General features: G+C 69.5%; 18 protein-coding genes. 5 read left to right on the top strand and 13 right to left on the bottom strand.

Features of this window, described 5'->3' with window-relative positions; translation table 11 throughout:
• The first annotated feature begins 43 nt into the window (after window positions 1-43).
• Window positions 44-1,336, top strand: coding sequence for a hypothetical protein (locus LHU95_RS00390; RefSeq protein WP_248709412.1), 1,293 nt, complete (start codon window positions 44-46; stop codon window positions 1,334-1,336).
• A 3-nt stretch (window positions 1,337-1,339) separates the two neighbouring features.
• On the opposite strand, the gene LHU95_RS00385 is transcribed toward LHU95_RS00390, so the two are convergent.
• Window positions 1,340-3,724: a DUF2309 domain-containing protein gene (locus LHU95_RS00385; RefSeq protein ID WP_248709411.1), complete on the bottom strand. Its 2,385-nt coding sequence runs from the start codon at window positions 3,722-3,724 to the stop codon at window positions 1,340-1,342.
• The gene (locus LHU95_RS00380) at window positions 3,724-5,238 is read right to left on the bottom strand and encodes an NADH-quinone oxidoreductase subunit L (RefSeq protein WP_248709410.1); all 1,515 of its coding nucleotides are present in this window, start codon (window positions 5,236-5,238) and stop codon (window positions 3,724-3,726) included. Before LHU95_RS00380 ends, LHU95_RS00385 begins: the two co-directional genes overlap by 1 nt.
• A gap of 101 nt (window positions 5,239-5,339) precedes the next feature.
• On the opposite strand from LHU95_RS00380, the gene LHU95_RS00375 reads away from it, so the two are divergent.
• A complete protein-coding gene (locus tag LHU95_RS00375) occupies window positions 5,340-6,209 on the top strand; it encodes a LysR family transcriptional regulator (RefSeq protein WP_248709409.1) in 870 nt (289 codons plus the stop codon).
• 17 nt (window positions 6,210-6,226) lie between these two features.
• Here the strand turns inward: LHU95_RS00375 and LHU95_RS00370 are convergent, their stop codons facing one another.
• Genes LHU95_RS00370 through LHU95_RS00355 form a run of 4 tightly spaced genes read right to left on the bottom strand, consistent with a single transcriptional unit; the run spans window position 6,227 to window position 10,074 of the window.
• Window positions 6,227-7,537: an aminotransferase class III-fold pyridoxal phosphate-dependent enzyme gene (locus LHU95_RS00370; RefSeq protein WP_248709408.1), complete on the bottom strand. Its 1,311-nt coding sequence runs from the start codon at window positions 7,535-7,537 to the stop codon at window positions 6,227-6,229.
• A complete protein-coding gene (locus LHU95_RS00365; protein ID WP_248709407.1) occupies window positions 7,534-8,112 on the bottom strand; it encodes a peroxidase-related enzyme in 579 nt (192 codons plus the stop codon). Before LHU95_RS00365 ends, LHU95_RS00370 begins: the two co-directional genes overlap by 4 nt.
• Window positions 8,113-8,167: 55 nt before the next feature.
• The gene (locus LHU95_RS00360) at window positions 8,168-8,596 is read right to left on the bottom strand and encodes a hypothetical protein (protein ID WP_248709406.1); all 429 of its coding nucleotides are present in this window, start codon (window positions 8,594-8,596) and stop codon (window positions 8,168-8,170) included.
• Between the two features lie 44 nt (window positions 8,597-8,640).
• Window positions 8,641-10,074: an NAD(P)/FAD-dependent oxidoreductase gene (locus LHU95_RS00355; RefSeq protein ID WP_248709405.1), complete on the bottom strand. Its 1,434-nt coding sequence runs from the start codon at window positions 10,072-10,074 to the stop codon at window positions 8,641-8,643.
• Window positions 10,075-10,226: 152 nt separating this feature from the next.
• Between LHU95_RS00355 and LHU95_RS00350 the strand changes: the two genes are divergently transcribed.
• Entirely contained in the window at window positions 10,227-11,213 is a 987-nt protein-coding gene (locus LHU95_RS00350) for a tripartite tricarboxylate transporter substrate binding protein (RefSeq protein WP_248709404.1), read from the top strand.
• A gap of 175 nt (window positions 11,214-11,388) precedes the next feature.
• On the opposite strand, the gene LHU95_RS00345 is transcribed toward LHU95_RS00350, so the two are convergent.
• From LHU95_RS00345 to LHU95_RS00335, 3 genes are all read right to left on the bottom strand, one after another.
• Entirely contained in the window at window positions 11,389-11,787 is a 399-nt protein-coding gene (locus LHU95_RS00345) for a hypothetical protein (RefSeq protein ID WP_248709403.1), read from the bottom strand.
• 69 nt (window positions 11,788-11,856) lie between these two features.
• Entirely contained in the window at window positions 11,857-13,095 is a 1,239-nt protein-coding gene (locus LHU95_RS00340) for an FAD-binding protein (RefSeq protein ID WP_248709402.1), read from the bottom strand.
• Window positions 13,092-14,531, bottom strand: a complete 1,440-nt coding sequence (locus tag LHU95_RS00335) for an FAD-linked oxidase C-terminal domain-containing protein (RefSeq protein WP_248709401.1) — start codon at window positions 14,529-14,531, stop codon at window positions 13,092-13,094. The genes LHU95_RS00340 and LHU95_RS00335 overlap by 4 nt, the downstream gene beginning before the upstream one ends.
• A gap of 170 nt (window positions 14,532-14,701) precedes the next feature.
• Between LHU95_RS00335 and bcsD the strand changes: the two genes are divergently transcribed.
• Complete coding sequence (gene bcsD, locus LHU95_RS00330) at window positions 14,702-15,184, top strand: cellulose biosynthesis protein BcsD (protein WP_248709400.1); 483 nt, start codon at window positions 14,702-14,704, stop codon at window positions 15,182-15,184.
• 170 nt (window positions 15,185-15,354) lie between these two features.
• Here the strand turns inward: bcsD and LHU95_RS00325 are convergent, their stop codons facing one another.
• The 4 genes from LHU95_RS00325 to LHU95_RS00310 are packed head-to-tail and all read right to left on the bottom strand — an operon-like array spanning window position 15,355 to window position 18,918.
• Window positions 15,355-16,044, bottom strand: a complete 690-nt coding sequence (locus tag LHU95_RS00325) for an ATP-binding cassette domain-containing protein (RefSeq protein WP_248709399.1) — start codon at window positions 16,042-16,044, stop codon at window positions 15,355-15,357.
• On the bottom strand, window positions 16,044-17,306 hold the full coding sequence (gene devC / locus LHU95_RS00320) for an ABC transporter permease DevC (protein WP_248709398.1): 1,263 nt from the start codon (window positions 17,304-17,306) through the stop codon (window positions 16,044-16,046). The genes LHU95_RS00325 and devC overlap by 1 nt, the downstream gene beginning before the upstream one ends.
• Window positions 17,303-18,355, bottom strand: coding sequence for an efflux RND transporter periplasmic adaptor subunit (locus tag LHU95_RS00315; RefSeq protein ID WP_248709397.1), 1,053 nt, complete (start codon window positions 18,353-18,355; stop codon window positions 17,303-17,305). The genes devC and LHU95_RS00315 overlap by 4 nt, the downstream gene beginning before the upstream one ends.
• The gene (locus LHU95_RS00310; protein ID WP_248709396.1) at window positions 18,352-18,918 is read right to left on the bottom strand and encodes a TetR/AcrR family transcriptional regulator; all 567 of its coding nucleotides are present in this window, start codon (window positions 18,916-18,918) and stop codon (window positions 18,352-18,354) included. The genes LHU95_RS00315 and LHU95_RS00310 overlap by 4 nt, the downstream gene beginning before the upstream one ends.
• Before the next feature lie 295 nt (window positions 18,919-19,213).
• Here LHU95_RS00310 and LHU95_RS00305 point away from each other — a divergent pair, with 295 nt between their 5' ends.
• Window positions 19,214-20,455 (top strand): FAD-dependent oxidoreductase, encoded by a 1,242-nt coding sequence (locus LHU95_RS00305; RefSeq protein WP_248709395.1) that lies wholly within the window; start codon window positions 19,214-19,216, stop codon window positions 20,453-20,455.
• The last annotated feature ends 17 nt before the right edge of the window (window positions 20,456-20,472 follow it).

Genomic DNA, 20,472 nt, shown 5'->3' with positions numbered 1-20,472 from the left:
AGGAAACTGGCGCGCCGCGCCGATGCGGGTCTAGCCTTGGTGGATGCGCCAGATCCTCCTTGCCGCCCTGCTCCTCCTGCCCATGCTCGCGCACGCCCAGGAGCCCGCCGCCGTCACCCAGCTTCGTCGCCTGCTGGGCGCCGACGTCACGCTCAGCTTCGACCGCGCGACAGCGACCGATGTCGCGGGCAGCGCGGTGCTGAGCGGCGCCGTGCTGCGCCGGCAGAATGAGAGCATTCGCATCACCGAGGCCCGGCTGGAGGGCCTGCGCGACGATGGCATCGCCCGGCTTTCGCTGCGCGGCATCGCCATTTCGGGCGGGGATCTGCCGGTGACGCTGGAGCGGCTGGACCTCGAAGGCCTGGCCATCCGCCGCCCGGCCGCCGGCAAGACGGTCCAGCCCGGCGATGTCACGGCGGATCTGCTGCGGCTGGAGGGCTGGCGCAGCACGGGGCCGGCACCGGTGAATATCGGCGGCCTCTCCATCGAGGGATTCGGCGCGGGGCGGACCGGGCAGGCCAGCCTGACCGCCCTCGAAATCCTCGCACCGCAGATGGGCGTGGCGGACCGTCTGACCATCGCGCGCATCGCCTATGCCGGGCTGGATGCGGCCGATCTGCTCGGCGCCGTCATCGCGCAGCGCGCGCCGCGCCGGGCGCCAGGGCGGCAAAGCCTGGAAATCGAAGGCGTCGCGCTGAGCCAGGGCGCCGCCCCCATCGCCCGGCTCTCCGCCCTCACCTTGCGGGGTGAGATCACGGCCGGCCGGCCGCAGACCGGCGCTTTCGCGCTGCGCGGGCTGGAGGTGATGCCGACACCGCCCATCGCCGATTGGATGCAACGCCTGGGCTATGCCACGCTGGGCGCCGAGGCCCGGCTGGAAGCCACGCATGACGTCACGGCGCAGCTCCTGGAGCTCAGCGAATTCGGAATCGAGCTGCGTGACGTGGGTGAGCTCAATCTCGCCTTCCGTGCCGATCGCGTGCCGGAGGACATGGACGCCAGCGGCGCGCAATCCGCGCGGCTGCTCTCCGCGCGCCTGCGCTATGCCGACCGCTCGGTCTTCCAGCGCTGGGTGCGGACCCAGGCAGCGCAGGAGCGCATTGCCGAAGCGGCATTCCGCCAGCGCCTCATCGGGCAATCGGCCGCCATGCTGGCGGGGCCCCGCCTCGCGGATGCGCGCAACGCCGTGGCGCGCTTCCTGCGCGGCGAGGCGACGGTGCTGGAGCTCGTGGCCCAGCCGCGCGCGCCACTGCCCATCTCGCAGATCAGCGGCAAGCCGCAGAGCAGCCTGGATGGCTGGCGGGACATGTTCGGGCTGACGCTGACGGCGCGCTGAGGCTCAGCCCGCCTCCCAGATTCCTGGCCCGCGATAGCGCCGCATCCCCAGGCCTTCGGCATCCAGCGAAAAGAGATGCAGCCAGCCATTCTCGACCAGCTGGCGCACACCCGCATGCTTGCGCAGGATGGCCTCGATGGCGGCCTCCGGTGCCGCGATCACGACATGCAGGCGCAGCGGTTCGTGCCGCCATTGCGTGCCATCATGCAGGGATTGGATCGGCAGGCCGGTGCGCAGGTCACCGCCCTGGCCTTCCAGCACGCCCAGCCTTCCGGTGATGTTGTGCAGCACCTTGTTGCCGCTGCCCCACCCCGCCTGATCCACGGTGGAACCGTAGTATTGGAGGTTGATCCAGTTCGCGACGACCATCGGCGCGGTCATGATCAGTTCCAGCACAGCGAAGCCCGCATCTTCCTGCCAGAGATAGGAATGCAGGAAGACGCGGCCATCCAGATCCAGGCCCTGGGTGCGGGCACGGGGTGCCACGATGAAGGCGGCGTTGTTCGCCAGCCCCCATTCCGGCCGCACCTCGGACCAATCCCGGCTGCGGCGGGCGATCGCCGCATGCGGATCACCCGTGACGCCCAGTGCCGCGGCGCGCAGCAGGCGTGCGCGGCGTGAAGCCGCATCCAGCCAGCCGCGCAGCTGCGCGATGGCGGGATCGGAAGGATCGGCATCGTAGAGCGTCACCTCATCCGTCGTCGTGTCGTGCAGCGCGGCCAGGAAGCGCGTGGCCGGGGGGATGACGATGCCGCGCGCGGCCAATCCCTCCCGCACCGTCGGGTCATTCAGGACGGCGGCCGCGACGCGCGCATTGCTCTCGCCGGTATGGCCGCCACAGGCCCCGCAATCGAGGCCGGCCGCATGCGGGTTGTTCACCGTGCTGCTGCCATGCCCCGCCAGCAACACCAGCGGCGCGAAATCATGCGTGAGGGAGAGGGCGCGCAGCACCGCCTCCGCCGCATCGAGCCGTGCCGCGCTGGCGAAGCCATGCGCGCGTGCCTGCCAGGGCCGCGTCTCCAGGCTGGGCGCCAGCCGCGCCCGCAGCGCCGGATCCAGCCCATCGGCGGCCGCATCCGTGATGCCCAGCGTGCCACGCACCAGTGCCGGCGCCGCGAGGAAGCCCGCCGTCTCGACATAGGCGAAGGAGGAGACGGCGGAGCTGCGGAAGCTGGCCCAGAGATCGGCCGCACGCCGGCGCAGGCCCCGCCCTTCGGCCAGGCGCGCTTCCTCCTGGGCGGAGGCGCCCTGCACCGCCTCGCAGATGATCAGGCCCGGCTTGAGCAGGACAGGGCATTGGCCGGCACCTTTGGCATCGCCCAGCCGCACATATTCCAGCGCGAAGCCGAAGAAGCCGGCGAAGCCGATGGTGGCCACTTGCGGGGTCACGTCCTCCAGCGCGCGGCGAAACACCTCCGAACGCACATCGATGCAGAAGGCGGCCTGGACCAGCGGCGGCAGTGCCGCGGGCACGCCCGGCCGCATCAACTGGGCGCCGAGTTCCCGCTGATAGCCACGCTCATAGGCATCCAGCAGCAGCAGATCAGCCGTGAGATCGGGTGAGGCATCGGCGGGCGCGGCAAGGCGCGCCCGCCAGGCCGCGCGGAATTCCGGCGCCGCGTGATGCGCGTAGAGCGCCTGTTCCCAGGCGAGGCGGATCGCCAGCAATTCAATCACCGCGTCATTCGGCGCGCCATCCAGCTCCCGCAGCCAGCCGCGCTGCCGCAACAGCGCGGCCCAGCCGGCAAGCCCCAGCAGGGCGCGGTGCAGGTAAGCCTCGGGCTCAGGAATGCCGAGCACCTTCAGGCTGGCGGCCACGCTCTCGGCCGGGTCAGCGGGCAGGGCCGCGACATGCGCGCGAAACCCCGCAAGCCCCGCCAGTTCCGGCGAGAGATCTTGCCGCGCGGCCTGTCGCCAGGCGGCATAGAGCGCCTCACCCCGCCAGGGCATGGCCCAGCTGGCCTGGCCCTCGTCGCTCCAGGCCGCGATCCATTTGGCGATCTCCTCCCGCGTGATGCGCGTCCAATCCGTGCCCAGCGTGGCGTCGAGCACATCGGCCACGGTCCTGGCCTGTGGCGCGACAGGGGATTCCGGGCGCGGCTGCAGCGCTGCCGCCCGCAAGGCCGCCGGCGTGGTGGCCGCGCCCGCGGCAGCGATGGCAGCCACCAGATCAGCCTCGGTGATGCGCCCGCTTTCCAGTGCCGCGGCAAGGCGCGAGCGCTCCGGCAAGGCCGGCCTGCCGCTGACCTGGCCGAGCAGCGCCTGGGCCGCGCCGAAGGGTTGGTCCACCAGGCCCAGAAACGGATTCACCGCCACGAAGTCAGCGAGCGGCCAGACCGGCGCGATGCGCGCGGCCACCTGGCGCAGCTGGGGCAAGATCACGTTCATCACACGCCTCCCTTCACGGGCCAGTGCTTCGCCACCAGCCGGTTGCACCAGGCATTCACATAGAAGCCGTTGAACAGATGCACGTAGAAAGCCTGCAGCGCGGGGCCCGGGCGGCCCGACCGGCGCAGCACGTTCAGCACCAGCAAGGCGCCAAAGGCGAGGATGGTCAGCGCCGCCAGCACCAGGGCGAAGGCGCCACGTTCGGCCGTGCTGGGGGGCAGGGCCGCCGCCAGCAGCCATTCGGCCGCCATCTGCAGCGCGAAATAGGCGAGGCAAACGCCCAGCGCGAAGCCCGCCACCCTGAGCGCCACGAAGCGCGCCGCATCACGCGCCATCAAGGCGGCGGCCAGCATCGGCGTCAGCCCCATCATCAGCGTGGCACCGAGCACCGCGACACCGGGCTTGGCCGCGAAGGGCATGCCGAACAGCGTGCCCACCACCAGCACGAGCGCCACCGAGGCGCCAAGGGCGGGGACCAGCATCGCCACCGGCAAGGGCTGCTCAAGCCCTGGCCCGCGCTGCGCCACCACGCCGCCGGCCGAGAGGAAGGCATGCGCCTTGTAGAGGGCATGGGCCACGATGTGCAGCATGGCGGCGGCAAAGGCGCCCAGGCCGCATTGCAGGATCATGAATCCCATCTGCGCCACGGTGGACCAGGCCAGGGCCACCTTCACGCTGGTCTGCGTCAGCATGGCCGCCGCGCCAAAGATCGCCGTAATGGCGCCGATCACCAGCAGCACATCCAGCGCCGCGGCGGAAAGCGCCATGAGATCGGCCATGCGCACCACCAGGAAGCCGCCCGCATTGATGATCCCCGCATGCAGCAGCGCCGAGACTGGGGTGGGCGTTTCCATCACCTCCGGCAGCCAGCCATGCACCGGGAATTGCGCGGATTTCAGGATGGCCGCGATGGCGATGAAGATGGCCGCGAGATGGACCGCGATGCCGGCCTCACCCTCCGCTCGCAGCGCATCGGTGGCCGCGAAGATCACGCCGAATTCCAGCGTGCCGAAGCGGCCCAGGATCAGCAGCAGGGCGGCCAGCAGCGCCGCATCCCCCAACCGGCTGGTGATGAATTTCTTCCGCGCCGCAAGCTGCGCGCCGTGCCGCTCCGGATAGAAGACCAGCAGCCGATGCAGGCAGAGGCTGGTGGCGATCCAGGCGGCAGCGAAGAACAGCAGGTTACCCGAAATCGTCAGCGCCAGCACCGCCGCCAGCGTGAAGCCGAGCCCCCGGAAAAACCGCGCCTGGCCTGGATCACCATCCAGGTAGCGGCGGCTGTAGAGCGTCACGATCAGCCCGATGAAGGCCACCAGCAGCAGCATCACGCCGGAGACGGCATCGAGATGCACCAGAAAGCCGCTGGTGCCCCCCCAGAGCATCAGCCCAAAGGCCACAGCCAGCGCCGCCGCGAAAGCGCCCAGTGATGCGGCTGTGACAAGACGCCGCGCATCGCCGGGCAGCAACGCGGCAAGCAGCGGCAGAAGCGGCGCCAGGGCGGCGATCCAGGACATGCGGGCAAACCTCCAAAGGGGATGGAGGTTGGTTAACGTGCTGCAATGCATCTGGAAAATTCAAAGAATGGAAGATATGGTTCTGTTCTGGAGAATGATTCATGGCCAGCCTGAACTACCACCATCTGCGCTATTTCTGGGCCATCGCGCGGGAGGGCAGCCTGACGCGCGCGGCGGCGCGGCTGCATGTCGCGCCATCGGCCCTTTCCACCCAGCTTGCCGCGCTGGAGGCGCAGCTAGGCCAGAAGCTGTTCACCCGCATCGGCAAGCGCCTCGAACTCACCGAGGCGGGTCGCATCGCGCTTGATCACGCCGAGACGATCTTCCGCACCGGCGATGAATTGCTCGATACGCTGAAGGGCCGCGGGCCCGCCGCGCGGCGCGTGCTGCGCATCGGTGCCATCACCACGCTGTCGCGCAATTTCCAGCTGGAACTTCTGCGCCCGCTGATCGGCCGGGGGGATGTGGAGCTGGTGGTGCATTCCGGGCATCTGCGGGATCTGCTGGCGCAGCTCGATGCGCTGACGCTCGATGCCGTGCTGTCCAACGCGCCCGTCGCGCGCGATGCGGAAAAGGATTGGAACAGCCGGCTGCTGGACGAGCAGCCGGTCAGCCTGGTTGGCCGCAAGCCCAAGCGTGCCCGGCCCTTCCGCTTCCCGGATGACCTGCGCGAAACGCCGATCCTGCTTCCGGCCCTGGGCAGCTCCATCCGCGCGGGCTTCGATCTGATCATGGACCAGGCCGGCATCCGCCCCATCATCCTGGCCGAGGTGGATGACATGGCGATGCTGCGGCTGCTGGCGCGGGAAAGCCCCGGGGTCGCCCTGGTGCCGCCCATCGTCGTGCGCGATGAATTGCGGACGGGGCAGCTGGTGGAACGCTGCCAGGTGCCGGGATTGGTGGAAGGCTTCTACGCGATCACGCGCAGCCGAAGGTTTCCCAACCCCTTGCTGGCGGAACTGTTGAAGTAAGGGGTGCCGGCACGCGGCTACAGGGCGCGAATCGCCCCGGAAAACGCGTCCAGCGTGAACGCGACATCATCGGGCGTATGCGCGAGCGAGATGTAGTATTTGCTGTCGCCCTTCAGGATGCCGGCCTGCCGCAAATGGCGGTTGAAATGGCCCGCCAGCCTGGCATCGGCGCGCTGCATGTCGCGGTAGTTGCGGATGTCGCCCTCCGCGAAAACCACATCGAACAGCACCGGCTCACCCACCACCTGGCCGGGCAGGCCGGCATCGCGCAGCAGCCGCGTCAGCCCATCCATCAGCGCCTGGCCCGTCGCGAAGGCGCCCTCATAGGCGCCGGGACGCGTCAGGATATCCAGCGTCGCCAACCCCGCGACAGAGGCCACAGGATTGCCCGACAGCGTGCCCACCTGCATCAGGAAGCCGCCATCCCCCACCAGCGCCCGGTCGAAATGCGCCATGATGTCGGCACGGCCGGCAATGGCCGCCAACGGGAAACCACCGCCGATGATCTTGCCCAGCGTGCAGAGATCGGGTGTCACGCCGTAATAGGCCTGCGCGCCGCCATAAGCGAAGCGGAAGCCGGTCACGACCTCATCGAAGATCAGCGGAATGCCGTAGCGCGCCGTCACCTCGCGCAGGGCTTCCAGGAAGCCTGGTGCTGGCGGCAGCAGGCGCTGGAAAGGCTCGACGATCACGCCGCCCAGCTCATCGTGATGCGCTTCGATAAGTGCCACCGCATGTGCCGCGTCATTATAGGGCGCCACCAGAACCTCATCGCGCACGCGCGCCGAGATGCCGGCGCTGTCCGGAATGGCCTGCGGGAAATTGGCGGCGCGCTTGGGCGAGAGGCTCATCAGCCCGTGATCGCTCATGCCGTGATAGCCGCCCTCGAATTTCAGGATCTTCTCCCGGCCGCGAAAGGCGCGGGCCACGCGCATCGCATACATGTTGGCTTCGGAACCGGAGCTGACGAAGCGGATCTGATCGGCGCAGGCCATGGCCTCGACGATGCGCTCGGCCAGATGAATGCCGGCCGGGTTGTTGGCGAAGAAGGTGGTGCCCAGCGGCACCTGCGCCAGCACCGCCGCCGTCACTTCCGGATGCGCATGGCCCACGAACATCGGCCCGGAGCCCAGCAGATAATCCACATATTCGCGGCCCTCGCTGTCCCAGACATGGGCCGCCGCGCCGCGCACCAAAGCGAGGTCACTCGCCAGATTGCCGAAATGCCCGGCCGGCAGGACGCGATGGGCCAGCGCGGTCAGCGCCGCGCCATCCGCATGTCGTGGCGCGGCGCCGGCAGGGTTGGGCTCCGCCAGATGCGCGCTCATGGCCGGACGGCTTCCCCCAGCGTCTGCATCAGGCGATTGGCATTGGCGAACATCGCCACCGAGAGCGTGATGTCGAGGATTTCCGCATCATTCATCCCCTCGTCACGCAGGCGCTGCACATCGGCGGCCGTGGCGGCGGAGGGCGTGGCCGCCAGCCGCACGGCGTAATCCACGATGGCGCGCGCGCGCGGCGGCATGGGAACATCCACGCCATCGGCCATCATGCGCTGCATCAGGTCGGCATCGCCCTTCATCTGCACATAGCGCAGCGCATGCACGCTGGCGCAGTAGGGGCAGCCATTCAGGCGCGATTCGGCCGTGGCGGCCAATTCGCGCTCGGCGCGCGAGGCGCCGCGCGGGCCATACATGATGGTGTTGAACAGCTTGGAGCGCTGGCGCAGCACCTCGGCCTCCTGCACCAGCAGCAGGTAATACGGGTTCTCCTTGGCCTTGGCGTGGCTTTCTTCCAGCACCTTGATCTCATCCGGCGTGGCATCGGCCAGGTCGAGGACGGGGGCCCAGGCCTTCCAGTTCAGGCTTTCCATGGGGAAGCCGAAATCATGGGTCGAGGTCATGTCGCCTCCGATGGCACGAGCGCGCCTGTGGCGCGGAGGGCGGAATGGGCGGCGATCATGGTGCATCCTCCAGCAAACGCAGCCCGGCCAGCAGCCGCGCCTGGAAATTCAGATGGGCGATGAGCTGCCCGAGCATGACGACATCCCGCGACGCAAGGCCCGCGGCCATCAGCACCTGAATGGCGCCGGGCGACGCTTGGTCGGGCTGGCGGGTGATCAGCGTGGCGTAGGAGAGCAGCGCCGGCAGCCGTGGTGAATCGCCCGCCCGGGCACGATGATGCGCGGCCAGCGCCGCCTCGGCGTTCAGCGTCGCCACATGCTCCGCCACGGCATGGCGTTCGGCCGTGGTCAGGCCGCTCTCGCCCTCGAAGATCGCGGCTTCATAGGCGTTCAGGCTGCTGCGCACATCGGGCCGCTGGGCGCGGAGCGTGTCCAGCTTGCTGCCGGGTGCGATGCCCGCCAATTCGTCAATCACATCGCGCATGCGCGTTTCCTTCCCATCATGTTGGCACCGACGTCGCGGCCCCTTCAGCGCGGCACGAAAAAAGGCGTGCCTTCCAGTTCCGGTTCGTCAAAGGCACTGAGTTCATCGCGCAGCGCACCGATCTCCGCCTGGAAAAGATGCCGCAGGATCGCGAGTGACACCCGCTCCCCCGCGACGGCCACACCCGGGATATCGCTGGCGATGCCGCCATGGCTGGCATGGGCGCCGTAATTCATCATGTGGATCAGGCCGAGTTCCGCCGGCGCCGAAGCATCGCGCGGCTGCAATTCGAAACCGCCGCCCAGGAAGGGGAAAGCCGCCATCTCCGGCCGGCGCAGCGCCTCCGGCGGCGTGTAGCAATCCTCCCATCGGGCGATATGCGGCGCGAAATCGGCGAGTTCGGGCACGCGGTCCATATCCACGACGAAGCCCGTGCCGACGATCAGGAAATCATGGCGAACCTCACGCCCGCCAAGGTCGAGCACCACGCCCGCATCACCGCGCCGTGCCGCGCGCACCGGGGTGGCCAGGTGGATCTGAAAGCCCGGCAGCCGGAGCGCGCGCTTCACCGTCTCATGCGGCGGCGGCGCCTGCGCGTCATGCATGTAGACGATCAGGTCCCACCGCTCCTGCAGGCTGAGCGAATCCCAGCCCTGGTGAAAGCCCGGCCCGGCGCTGCCACGCCCCTTGTTGATCTGCGGCAGCGTGGCGCGCCGCACATAGAGATGCGCCTCCGCGGCACCTTGTTCCAACGCCGTGGCCGCATTGTCCCAGGCCGAGGCGCCGCCGCCAATGAGGCCGAGCGACTTGCCGCGCAAGGCGGTGAAATCAATCGGCGTCGGGGCCAGGGCCGCGAGGTCGGGAAAAAGATCGGGCGCCACGAAATCGGGCATGTGCAGCCCGCCCGCGCCGGCGCGGCCCGTCGCCATCACCACGCGGCGGGCCAGAAGGGTGCGGCCATCACTGAGCGTCAGCCGCAGCACCCCCTCATACGGGCTGATGCGCGCCACGCGCACCCCATGCTCCACCGGCAGGCGCAGCACGCGTTGCAGCCAGCCCAGGTAATCCTGCCAGGTGGCGTTGTGGATCTTGTACAGCGCCTCCCAGGCCTCGGCGCCGAAGCTGGCCACATACCAGGCGCGAAAGGTGAGGGAGGGGATGCCGAAGCAGGGGCCCGGCAAGGTCTTGGGCGAGCGCAGCGTGTCCATCCGCGCCGTCGTCACCCAGGGGCCTTCCTGCCCGGGGGCACTCGCCTCTAGCACGGCGATGTTGCGGATGCCCTTGAAGATCAGCGCCCCGGCCGCGGCGATGCCGTTCATGCCCGCGCCGATCACCACCACATCCCGCACCGCCACGCCATCGCGGCTGATGGCCGGCACCCAGTTGCGCGGGGGCAGGTTCAGCGCCTCAAGGTCTTGCGCCACCTGAGCCTCATGTTGGGCGAGGCCCTGGGGAATGATCCGCGTCGTCTGGTTCATGCGGCCCCTCTTTCGCGCATTGCGCTTTGCTGCATTGCGTCATTGATCGTGTCACCCGGGCCCTTCGCTGTCCATGGAGCCAAACAAACCTGTTGATCACGCATGTGGTTGCGGCGCACAAAATCGCCATCTTCCGGATGGATATCGCAGCCATGCCCTTCCCGTCGCGCCGCCTCATGCTCACCAGCCTCGCTGCCATCCCTGGCGCAAGCCAGGCCGCCGTAACCCTGCCCGCCGGCTGGCCGGAGCGGCCGCTGCGCATCATCCTGCCGGCGGCCGGCGGGGCCGGGACGGCCGATACCCTGGCGCGCATCCTGGCGCAGGAGATGGACAAGCGCCTGCCCCAGCGCACCCTGGTGGACAACCGGCCGGGCGCCAATGGCAATGTGGGTGCGACAGCGGCGGCCCGCGCGGCCCCCGATGGCCACACCATCCTCTTCACCTGGGCCGGCACCATGGCGACCAGCCCGGCGCTGTACCGGGACCTCGCCTTCAACCCGCAGCGTGATTTCGAGCCCGTCATCCTGCTGGGCAATGTGCCCAATATCCTGGTGGTGAATAACGGGCTGAACATCCGGGACCTGGCGGCCTTCACCGCCTATGCGCGGGCCAATCCGGGGCGGCTTTCCTTCGGCTCCTCCGGCAATGGCAGCTCGATGCATCTCGCGGGGGAATTGTATCGCCAGGCGACCGGGACGGAGATGGTGCATATCCCCTATGCCGGCATCCAGCAGGGCTTCACTGACCTGTTCACCGGGCGCATCCAGGTGATGTTCAACCTGGTCACCGGGGCCGCCCCGCAGGTGCGCGGCGGGCAGGTCACGCCGATCGCCGTGCTGAGTGACCGCCGCTCCGCCGTGCTGCCGGATGTGCCGACCATGGCGGAGCTGGGCATGCCTGGCCTCGAATTCGGCAGCTGGTTCTGCCTGATGCTGCCGCGTGGCACGCCGGCGCCCATCGTGCAGGCGCTCAACGCCGTGGTGAACGAAATCCTGGAGGAGCCGGAGAGCCGTGCGCGCTTCGTGGCGCAGGGGCTGGATATCATCGGCGGTCCGGCGACGCGGCTGACCACGCTGCTCGACAGCGAAATCCGCCGGCATGCGGAACTGGTACGGGTATCCGGCACAAGGCTGGAGTGAGGCCTCCGCGCCACCAGCCGCTCACCCCACGCCAGACATCGTCACCTGAAGGTCCAGGAAACCCTGTTTCCTGGCGGGTGAGCGCGAGAGGGCAGCGCCCTCTCGCATTCCCCCCTCAACGGCACATTCCCCAACAACCCGCGAGACACCGCCAGGGCCTGCGCCAGCCGGCGCCCTACAGGCGCGAGAAGGCGACCAGGACCAGCACCCCGCCCAGGACCGCCGTCAGCACCGGCAGGAACAGGCTGGGCGCCGGCTCGTCCGGATCGGCCAGTGCCACCAGGCCGGCGCTGCGGGCCGCCCCGCTGAAGCCCAGCCCCAGGCCCAGCAGAGCGAGGATGGCGGTGTTCAGCCGGTAATGCATGGCATCGAAGGCCAACAGGGCCGCCTTGCTGTCCTTGGCCAGGGCCAGCATGTCCACCGAGACAAAGAGCCAGCCGAGCAGCCACAGCGCCGCGGCGGAAAACACCAGGGGCAGGGCCAGGCCCATCCAGCCGCCCTGCGCGCCGGTCAGCCTGCGCGTTTCGGCCAGGGTCAGGGTGGCGGCCATGAGGCCAAGCGGAAGCCAGATCATCAAGCGTCTCTCCAGGGATTTCGCGGCGGCGTTCAGCAGCACGCCGGGCAGGATTTGGCAAGCCGCGGCTCAGCCCCGCATGCGCCCCGGGTTGAGCAGACCCAGCGGGTCCAGCGCTGCCCGCACGCGCCGCGCGATGGCCGCCAGCGGTGCCGCTTCCTCGGGCAGGACCGGCACATGGGCGGAGAGGGATGCGGGCCCGCGGAACAGGGTGAAGCTGCCCCCCGCCGCCGCGGCCGCCTGCATCACCGCGCCATGGGCCTGTTCCCGCGCGGGGCCGGCCACCCAGATCAAGCCGCCCCCCCAATCCAGCATGAGCTTCGCCGCGAAGGCCCGGCCCAATGCCGCCACCACGCCCGGCGCCGCCGAGGGTGCGACGGAAATCCGCCAGATCGCCTCCTCCGGGGTGGCGCCCAGCGGCTCGGCATCACGCACCGAGCGCCAGACGGCATGGGACGCTGCCGTGTCCAGCAGCGTGGCCTCGCCATGCGCGGCCAGTTCGGTGCGCAGGCGTCCCAGGCGATACCGCACGCTCTCGGTGAAATCCTCGATCCGGGCGAGGGCGATGATGCCCTCCAGCCCGAGCAGGCCGTGGCCCTCGATCAGCAGGGCCGCGCCGCTCACCCCATAGGGCGAGCCGAGTGCGGCACTCAGCGCCGCCACGCCGCCCGCCGCATCGGGCACGCGGATGGCCAGGGTTCCGGTGGCCTCGGCGCGGGGCAGGACCTTCAGCGTCACCTCGGTCAGGACGCCCAGGGTGCCATGCGCACCGGTCAGCAGCTTGCAGAGATCCAGCCCCGTGACGTTCTTCAACACCCGCCCGCCGGAGCGGAACACCTCGCCCTCGCCGGTCACGGCGCGGATGCCCAGCACATGGTCCCGCATGGCGCCCCACATGATGCGGCGGGGGCCCGAGAGATTGGCGGAGACGGCACCGCCCAGCGTGCCGGCCTCGCTGGCGCCGAACATGGCGGTGAGATCGGGCGGTTCGGCGATGATCTGCTGGTTGTTCTCGGCCAGGGCGGCCTCGATCTCGGGCAGGGGCGTGCCGGCGCGGGCGCGGATCATGAGCTCCGTGGGCCGATACAGCGTGATGCCGGTGAGGTTGCGCGTGGAGAGCGTGCGCGCCGCCTGGACCGGCCGCAGCATGGCGCGCTTGGTGCCGCGCCCTTCGATGCAGAGCGGCTCCCGCGCCGCATGGGCGCGGGTGATTTCGGCGGCGAGCGATTCCTCCGTGGCAGGCGCGATACTGCCCGCCCCCATCAACTCCCCGAGCCCTTCGGCGCCCTGGCCTTCGGGCCGGGTCACGCCGCGATCTTCGGGTTATCGGCCAGGGGAAACACCTTGGCCGTGTTCAGCAGCCAATCTGCGTCGAAGGCGGATTTGATGGCGCGCTGGAGATCGAGTTCGCGCAGGGTGAATTGCGTGGTCATCAGGTCCCGCTTCTCGACACCCACGCCATGCTCGCCGGTCAGGCAGCCGCCCACCTCGACGCAGAGCTTCAGGATATCACCGCCGAATTCCTCCGCCTTGCGGAAGCTCTCCGGGTCATTCGCGTCGAACATGATGAGCGGGTGGAGGTTGCCGTCGCCGGCGTGGAACACATTCGCCACGCCCAGCCCGTATTGCACGCTCATCTCCCCGATGCGCTTGAGGACATGGGGCAATTCGCCGGTCGGGATGGTGCCGTCCATGCACAGGTAGTCGGGGCTGATGCGGCCCACCGCGCCGAAGGCGCCCTTGCGGCCCTTCCAGATGGCGAGCGACTGCTCGGCGCTTTCCGCCAGCTTCATGCTCGTCGGGTTGAAGCGGGCGCAGATGTCGCGAATCTTGCCCAGCAGCATGTCCTGCTCGGCCACACTGCCCTCGACCTCGATGATGAGCATGGCCTCGGCATCCAGCGGGTAGCCGGCATGGGCGAAGGCCTCGCAGGCATGGATGCAGGGCTTGTCCATGAATTCCAGTGCCACGGGGATGATGCCCGAGCCGATGATGGCATCCACCGCCGCCCCCGCGACCTCCACGGCGTCAAAGGCGGCGAGCATGGCGCGCGCCCCTTCCGGCCCGCGCAGGATTCGCACGGTCACGTCGGTGACCATCCCCAGCTGCCCCTCGCTGCCGGTGATCAGGCCGAGCCAGTCATAGCCCGCCGCATCCAGGTAATTGCCGCCGATCTCGATCACTTCGCCCTCGATGGTCACGAAGGTGAGGCCCAGCAGGTTATTCGCGGTCACGCCGTATTTCAGGCAGTGCGCACCGCCGGAATTCATCATCACATTGCCGCCGATCATGCAGGCGAGCTGGCTGGACGGATCGGGCGCGTAGAAGAAGCCATCCCCCTCGACGGCCTTGGTGATGCCGATATTGGTCACACCCGCCTCGACCACGGCGTAGCGGTCCTCCAGGTTGATTTCCTTGATGCGGTTCATGCGCATCAGCCCGATCACCACCGCATCGGCCAGCGGCAGGGCGCCGCCCGAGAGCGAGGTGCCGGCGCCGCGCGGCACCACGCGGATGCCATTGGCGTGGCAATAGCGCAGCACCTGCGCCACTTCCTGGGTGGTGCGGGGCAGCACCACCGCCAGCGGCATCTGCCGGTAGGCGGCCAGGCCGTCCGTCTCATAGGGCTTCATGCGGATCGTCTCGCCGATCACCGCATCGGCCGGCAGCAGCCGCCCGAGATCCGCCAGGATCGCGTCACGCCGGGCGAGGATGTCGGGCTTCGGGGCAGGGAGGCTGATCATGGGGCGGTGTCCGCGGCTGTCTCTGACCGGCAACATGTTGCCGCGGGGCGCAGCCTGCAAGCGGGGCGGCCGCGCATCATGCCCTGGCCCGGGCCCGGCATGGCCGATTTTCCGTCTGCCGGCTTCTCCGCTATAGGGAATGGGTCAACCTATCTCCCCTGTGTTAAGGCGTGCTCGTGCAGGATCAGATCACCGACCAGAATGCCCTGACCTATTTCGCCCGGCGCGGCGTGGCGCCGCAATGGCGCGTCTTTCTGCGCGCCATGATGGAGACCCTGGAAAGCCACCTGGACCACGGCGCGCGCGAGGGGCTGCTGCGCATGGTGGGGGCCCGCATGGCCTCCCTGATGCCCTTGCCGGCCTGCGGCACGCTGGACGAGCTCGAATCCCGGATGAATGACACGCTGGCCATCGCCGACTGGGGCTATGTGCAGATCAGCCTGGATGTGAACAACCGCACCGTGATGCTGCGCCACGTGGCGGCACCCATGGTCGGCACGCATGCGGACCTGACCGGGAGCTGGGTCGGTTCGGTGCTGGAAGGACTCTACGGGAGCTGGCTTGGCAATCAGCCCGGGGCGGAACCGGGCATCCATGTCCGGCGGGTCGGGCCGGATGGCGGGGCCATGCTGCTGCGCTACGCCCGCGGCTGAACCCAGCCGCGCGGCGAGGGGCCAGCCCCTCGAACTCCCCGGCGGGAAACTGGTTTCCTGCAGCTTCATTCGGGGATTTGAATGATCGAAGATTCAAGAAACTGAGTTTCCTGGCGGCAGAGTGCGAGAGGGCAAAGCCGCCTCGCTGCCTGGCCTGATCAAGCCGCCCGCTAAGCCGCCCGGGCCGGCTGCACGATGCGCCCATCCTCCATCGCGACGATACGATCCGCGATATCAAGGATGCGTGGGTCATGCGTCACCAGCAGGATCGGCACGCCGCGCGTCTTCGCCAGGTCCCGCAGCAGATGCACCACCTCCTGCCCGCTCACCTTGTCCAGGGCGGCGGTGGGTTCATCGGCCAGGATCAACCCAGGCTCGCCCGCCAGGGCGCGCGCGACGGCGACACGCTGCCGCTGCCCGCCGGACAGCTGGGAGGGGGGCTTTTCCGCGTGATCGGCGAGGCCCACAGCCGTCAGCATGTCCCCGGCGCGGGCCAGCCTTTCGGCCTCGCTCATGCCGCCATGCAGTTCGAGGGACATCGCCACATTCTGCCGGGCCGTGAGAAAGCCGAGCAGATTGTGGTTCTGGAAGATGAAGCCGATGCGCCCGCGCAGCCGCACACGGTCCTGCTCGCTGGCGCCGGCCAGTTCCTGCCCGAGCACGCGCGCATGGCCCTGCTGCATGGCGCGCAGCGCGCCGATCAGCGTCAGCAGCGTGGTCTTGCCCGAGCCGGAGGGGCCGGTCAGCAGCACGATCTCCCCAGGCGCGATGCTCAGATCCACCTCGCGCAGGACGGCGCGGCGCAGCTCGCCCTCCCCATAGGCGAAGGTGATGTCCCGCAGCTCGACCGGCGCTTCCATCAGAACATGTCCGCCGGATTGGCGTCCCGCAGCTTGCGCATCGCCAGCAGGCCGGCCAGGGCACACATGGTGAAGATCATCAGGAACACCGTCACCCCACGCTCGGGATACATGGCCAGCGGCAGGAAGGTCGCCGCACCCACCCAGTTGTAAAGCCAGGTGGAGAGCAGCAGGCCGGGAATGAAGCCGATGATGGCCAGGATGAAGGCCTCGCTCATCACCACGCGGGAGAGATAGCCATTAGAATAGCCCATGGCCTTCAGCGTCGCGTATTCCGAGATGTGGCTGGCAATGTCGGAAAACAAAATCTGGTAGACGATGACCATGCCCACCACGAGGCCCATCAGGCTGCCAAAGACGAAGATGAAGCCGATGGGCGTGCCGTTCTCCCAATAGCTGCGCTCATGGGCCACCAGCTCCGCATGGGTCAGCACCACCACATCCCCGGGCAGCATGCCGCGCAGCCGTGCCTGCACCTGGCGCACATCGGCGCCGTCGCGCAGCTTCAGCGCCACGAGATCCGTGTTCGAGACGCGGCGCTCGAAGACGCGGCGGAAATTCGTCTCGCTCAGCACCACATTTCCATCGGCGCCGAAGCTGGGGCCGATTTCGACCAACCCGACCAGCTCCATCTCACGATTGCCCAGCTGCACCTGGAAGGGCCCGCGCTCGGCGAAAAGCGGCCCGATCGGGCCGAATTCCGGACGGGAGCGAACATCGAAGGCGATGGTATCCGGGCGCTTCAAGGCATCCACCAGCGGTGCGAGCCCGGTGAAGGCGACGGCGCCGATCTCGGCATCCAGGCCGATCAGCTGGACGGCGCGCTTGCGGCCGGTTTCGGGATTCCGGAAGGCCGTCTGCGCCAGGTAGATCGGCACGGCCACGGCCACATCGGGGTCGGCCAGGGTCTGGAAGGCGCGGGCGCGGGGCAGCGGCTCGGGCCGGAAGCTCGCATCCGTCATCGGGTGCATGAGGAACAGATCGGCCCGCATGGCGCCCAGCATGTTGGTGGCGCTGTCGAACAGCGCGCCGCGAAAGCCCAGCTGCATGAAGACGAGCACGCAGGCGAACATGACACCAGCCATGGCCGCGGCCAGGCGCGATTTCTCCGCGCGCAATTGCCGCCAGGCGAGGCGCAGCGGCAGCAGGAAGAACCCCGTGAGGCCCGGGCGCGGCTTCGGCGGGCTGGGCGGCGGGGGCGCCTCGCCCGTCAGTTCCGGTGCCCAGGGGAGGAATTTTTCGGCAGCGCTGATCTGGTTCATCGGGCGGCCACCGGCGTGCTGAAGGGCCTGATCGCCACCTGCACCTGCATATTGGTGCGCCGGCGGAGCAGTGCGGCACCCTCCTCGGAGAGGGTCAGGCGAACCTCCACCGTGCGGCTATCCACCGCGGCCACCGGGTCCGTCCCGGCCTGGGTGGTACGGCGCACCTGCCAGCCGATTTCGCGCAGCGTGGCGGTCACGCGGCTGCGTTCGCCAGGGATGGTGATATCGGCGATGGCGCCGGGTTGCAGCCGGCCCAGATCGGTCTCGAAGACATCGGCCACCACATCCATGCGGCTGAGATCGGCCATTTCCAGCAGCCCGTCATTGCCCACCTGATCCCCCGGCCGGGCGAAGATGCGGATGATGGTGCCCGCGATCGGCGCCCGCACCCGCGCCAGCTCCGCATCGGCGCGCGCCTTCTCCAGCGCGGCCTGGGCGGCGGCCACACGTGCCTCGGCCAGGCGCAGATCCTCCTCGCGCGGGGTGGAGAGGGTTTGCAGATCGGCCTCGGCCAAAGCACGCTCGGCCGAGAGGCGGAACAGCACGAAGCGGTTGCGCTCCGCCGCCGCCTCCGAGCCGGCGCCGGAGGGCACCAGGCGGTCCGTGCGGGTCGCCTCGCGCCGGGCGATTTCCTCCTGCGCGGCGATCGCGGCGATGCGGGCGCGCTGGGCGGCGATCTCGCTCGGCCGGCCGGCTTCCCGCACGCGGGCGAGGGCGGCGCGCAGCTCGTCCAGATTGGCCTCGGCCTGCTGGGCGGCGGCGTCCTTCAGATGGGCATCGGCGAATTCCGCGAGGAGCTGCCCCTCACGCACCTCATCGCCCTCGGCCACCAGCAGGCGTTCCAGGCGGGTGACGGCCATGCCGCCCGGCTGGTTCAGCTTGCGGATGCGCGAGGCGGGCTCGATCCGGCCCAGCGCACCCACGCCGAGCGGCACGGCGGGGGCCGCCGCCACAGGCGCGGGCGGCGGGGTCTGCCCGGCGTAGAGGTACCAGCCGCCGGCGCCCGCCGCGATCAGCGCGACACCCAGCAGGAGCTTGCGGTTCATGCGCCGGCCTCCCCGAGCAAACCCTCCAGCGCGGTGCGGATGGCCAGGCGCTCCGCCTCGGACTGCTCGTACATGCCGAACAGCGCGCCGAAGAAAAGCCCGTCGCTGGCGGCCATGATGGCCAGGGCATGGCCGGGCGGCAGGGCATCGGCGCGCAGCCGGTCGCGGATATGGGCGAAGACGGCGCGGATGGGCCCCAGCATGGCCGGGTCATGATGGAACACGGCAAGGAAGACGGCGCCGGCGCGGTGCTGCTCCTCGCAGACCTGCTCGGGATGGTCGAAGGCCCAGGCGAGCACCGCGCGGCTGGCCGGGCAAGGCCCCGATTGCGCGGCGAGGACCGCGTCGAAATCCATCTGCACATATTCGGCGAGGCGCGCGACCAGCCCGCTCAACATCGCTTCCTTGGAGGCGAAATGATAGAGCAGGCCGCCCTTGGAAATGCCCGCCTCCCGCGCGGCGGCCTCCAGCGTCAGGGCGGGCACGCCCTTGGCCTGAACAATGCGCTCGGCGGCATCGAGGATACGGGTCCGCGCATCGGGGATCGGAGGGGCTTCTGGCATGCCGGGAAACTATACCGGCCGGACGGTATGTCAAGAGAAACTATACCGGCCGGACGGTTTATCGCATGTTGGGTAAATGCTTCCGCACGGAAATGCGCATCCAAGGGCGCTGACCGCCGCGCATCGCGGCAGGAACCCCGGATGGGCGCCGCTGCGCCAAGCTCCTGTTCCTGCGCAGCCATCGGAGTTCCGTGGAGCGAGGCCTCCAGGTCATCCGCGAAGGGCCCCGGCGCGGGCCATGGACGGGTCACGCGGGCGTCGTTCAAGCTGCCGGCTTTGGCAGGGGCAGGATGGCATGGCGGCTTCGGTGATCGTACTCGGCGCGGGGATGGTGGGGGTTTCCGTCGCCCTGCATTTGCGCCGCCGCGGCCGTGACGTGACGCTGGTCGATCGCCAGGGGCCAGGCGAGGGCGCCTCCTTCGGCAATGGCGGGCTGATCCAGCGCGAGGCCGTCTATCCGCACCCCTTCCCCCGGGCCCTGGCCGAACTGCGCCGCATCGCCGGCAACCGGGCGACGGATGTGCATTACCACCCGCTGGCCCTGCCCGGCTTCGCCTCGCCGCTGCTGCAATACTGGTGGCATTCGGAACCCACACGCTACCTGCATGCGGTGCGCGCCTTCTCAGCGCTGATCGCCACCTGCCTCGACGAGCACCGGGCCCTGGCCGACGGCACCGAGGCGATGGCCCTGCTGCGCCCCATCGGCTGGATGAAGCTCTATGCCACGGAGGAGGCTTTCGCCACGGCCCTCACCCAGGTGCAGCAGGCCCAGCGTGATTTCGGCGTGAACTTCACCGCGCTGGATGGCGCGGAACTCGCCGCGGCCGAGCCGCATCTGCAGGTCCGGCGGGCGGGCGCGATCCACTACCCGGATCCCTGTTCGGTCAGTGACCCGCATGCGCTCACCCTCAGCTATGCGCGGCAATTCCTGGCAGCGGGCGGCAAGCTGGCGCTGGGCGATGCCATGACGCTGACCCGCGCCGGCGCTGGGTGGCGGGTGCAGGGCCAGGACGGCCCGATCGAGGCGGCGCAGGTCGTGGTGGCGCTGGGCGCCGCCGCCGTCGAATTGACGCGGGGCCTGGGCTACGCGCCGCCCTATTTCGGCAAGCGCGGCTACCACATGCATTACCGGATGCGCGGCAACGCGACCCTGAACCGCCCCATCCTCGACATGCAGAGCGGCTTCCTGCTGGCGCCCATGCGGGCCGGCATCCGCCTCACCACCGGCGCCGAATTCGCGCGGCCCGATGCGCCGCCCACGCCCGTGCAGCTGGAGCGCGCCGAACCCGTGGCGCGGACGCTTCTCCCCCTGGCGGATCGGGTGGATGCCAGCCCCTGGATGGGCGTGCGGCCCTGCACGCCGGACATGCTGCCCATCATCGGCCCGCTGCCCGGCCAGGCCGGGGCCTGGTGCGCCTTCGGCCATGCCCATCAGGGCCTGACGCTCGGCCCCACCACCGGCCGCCTGCTGGCCGAGATGATGTGCGGCGAGGCGCCCTTCCTGGACCCTGCCCCCTACCGCGCCGAGCGTTTCTGATCGGGCGGCCTGCGGCT

Source organism: Sediminicoccus sp. KRV36 (assembly GCF_023243115.1).
Lineage (GTDB): Bacteria > Pseudomonadota > Alphaproteobacteria > Acetobacterales > Acetobacteraceae > Roseococcus.
Note: the sequence above shows the minus strand (reverse complement) of the source record. Positions and strands in the feature narration are given on the sequence as shown.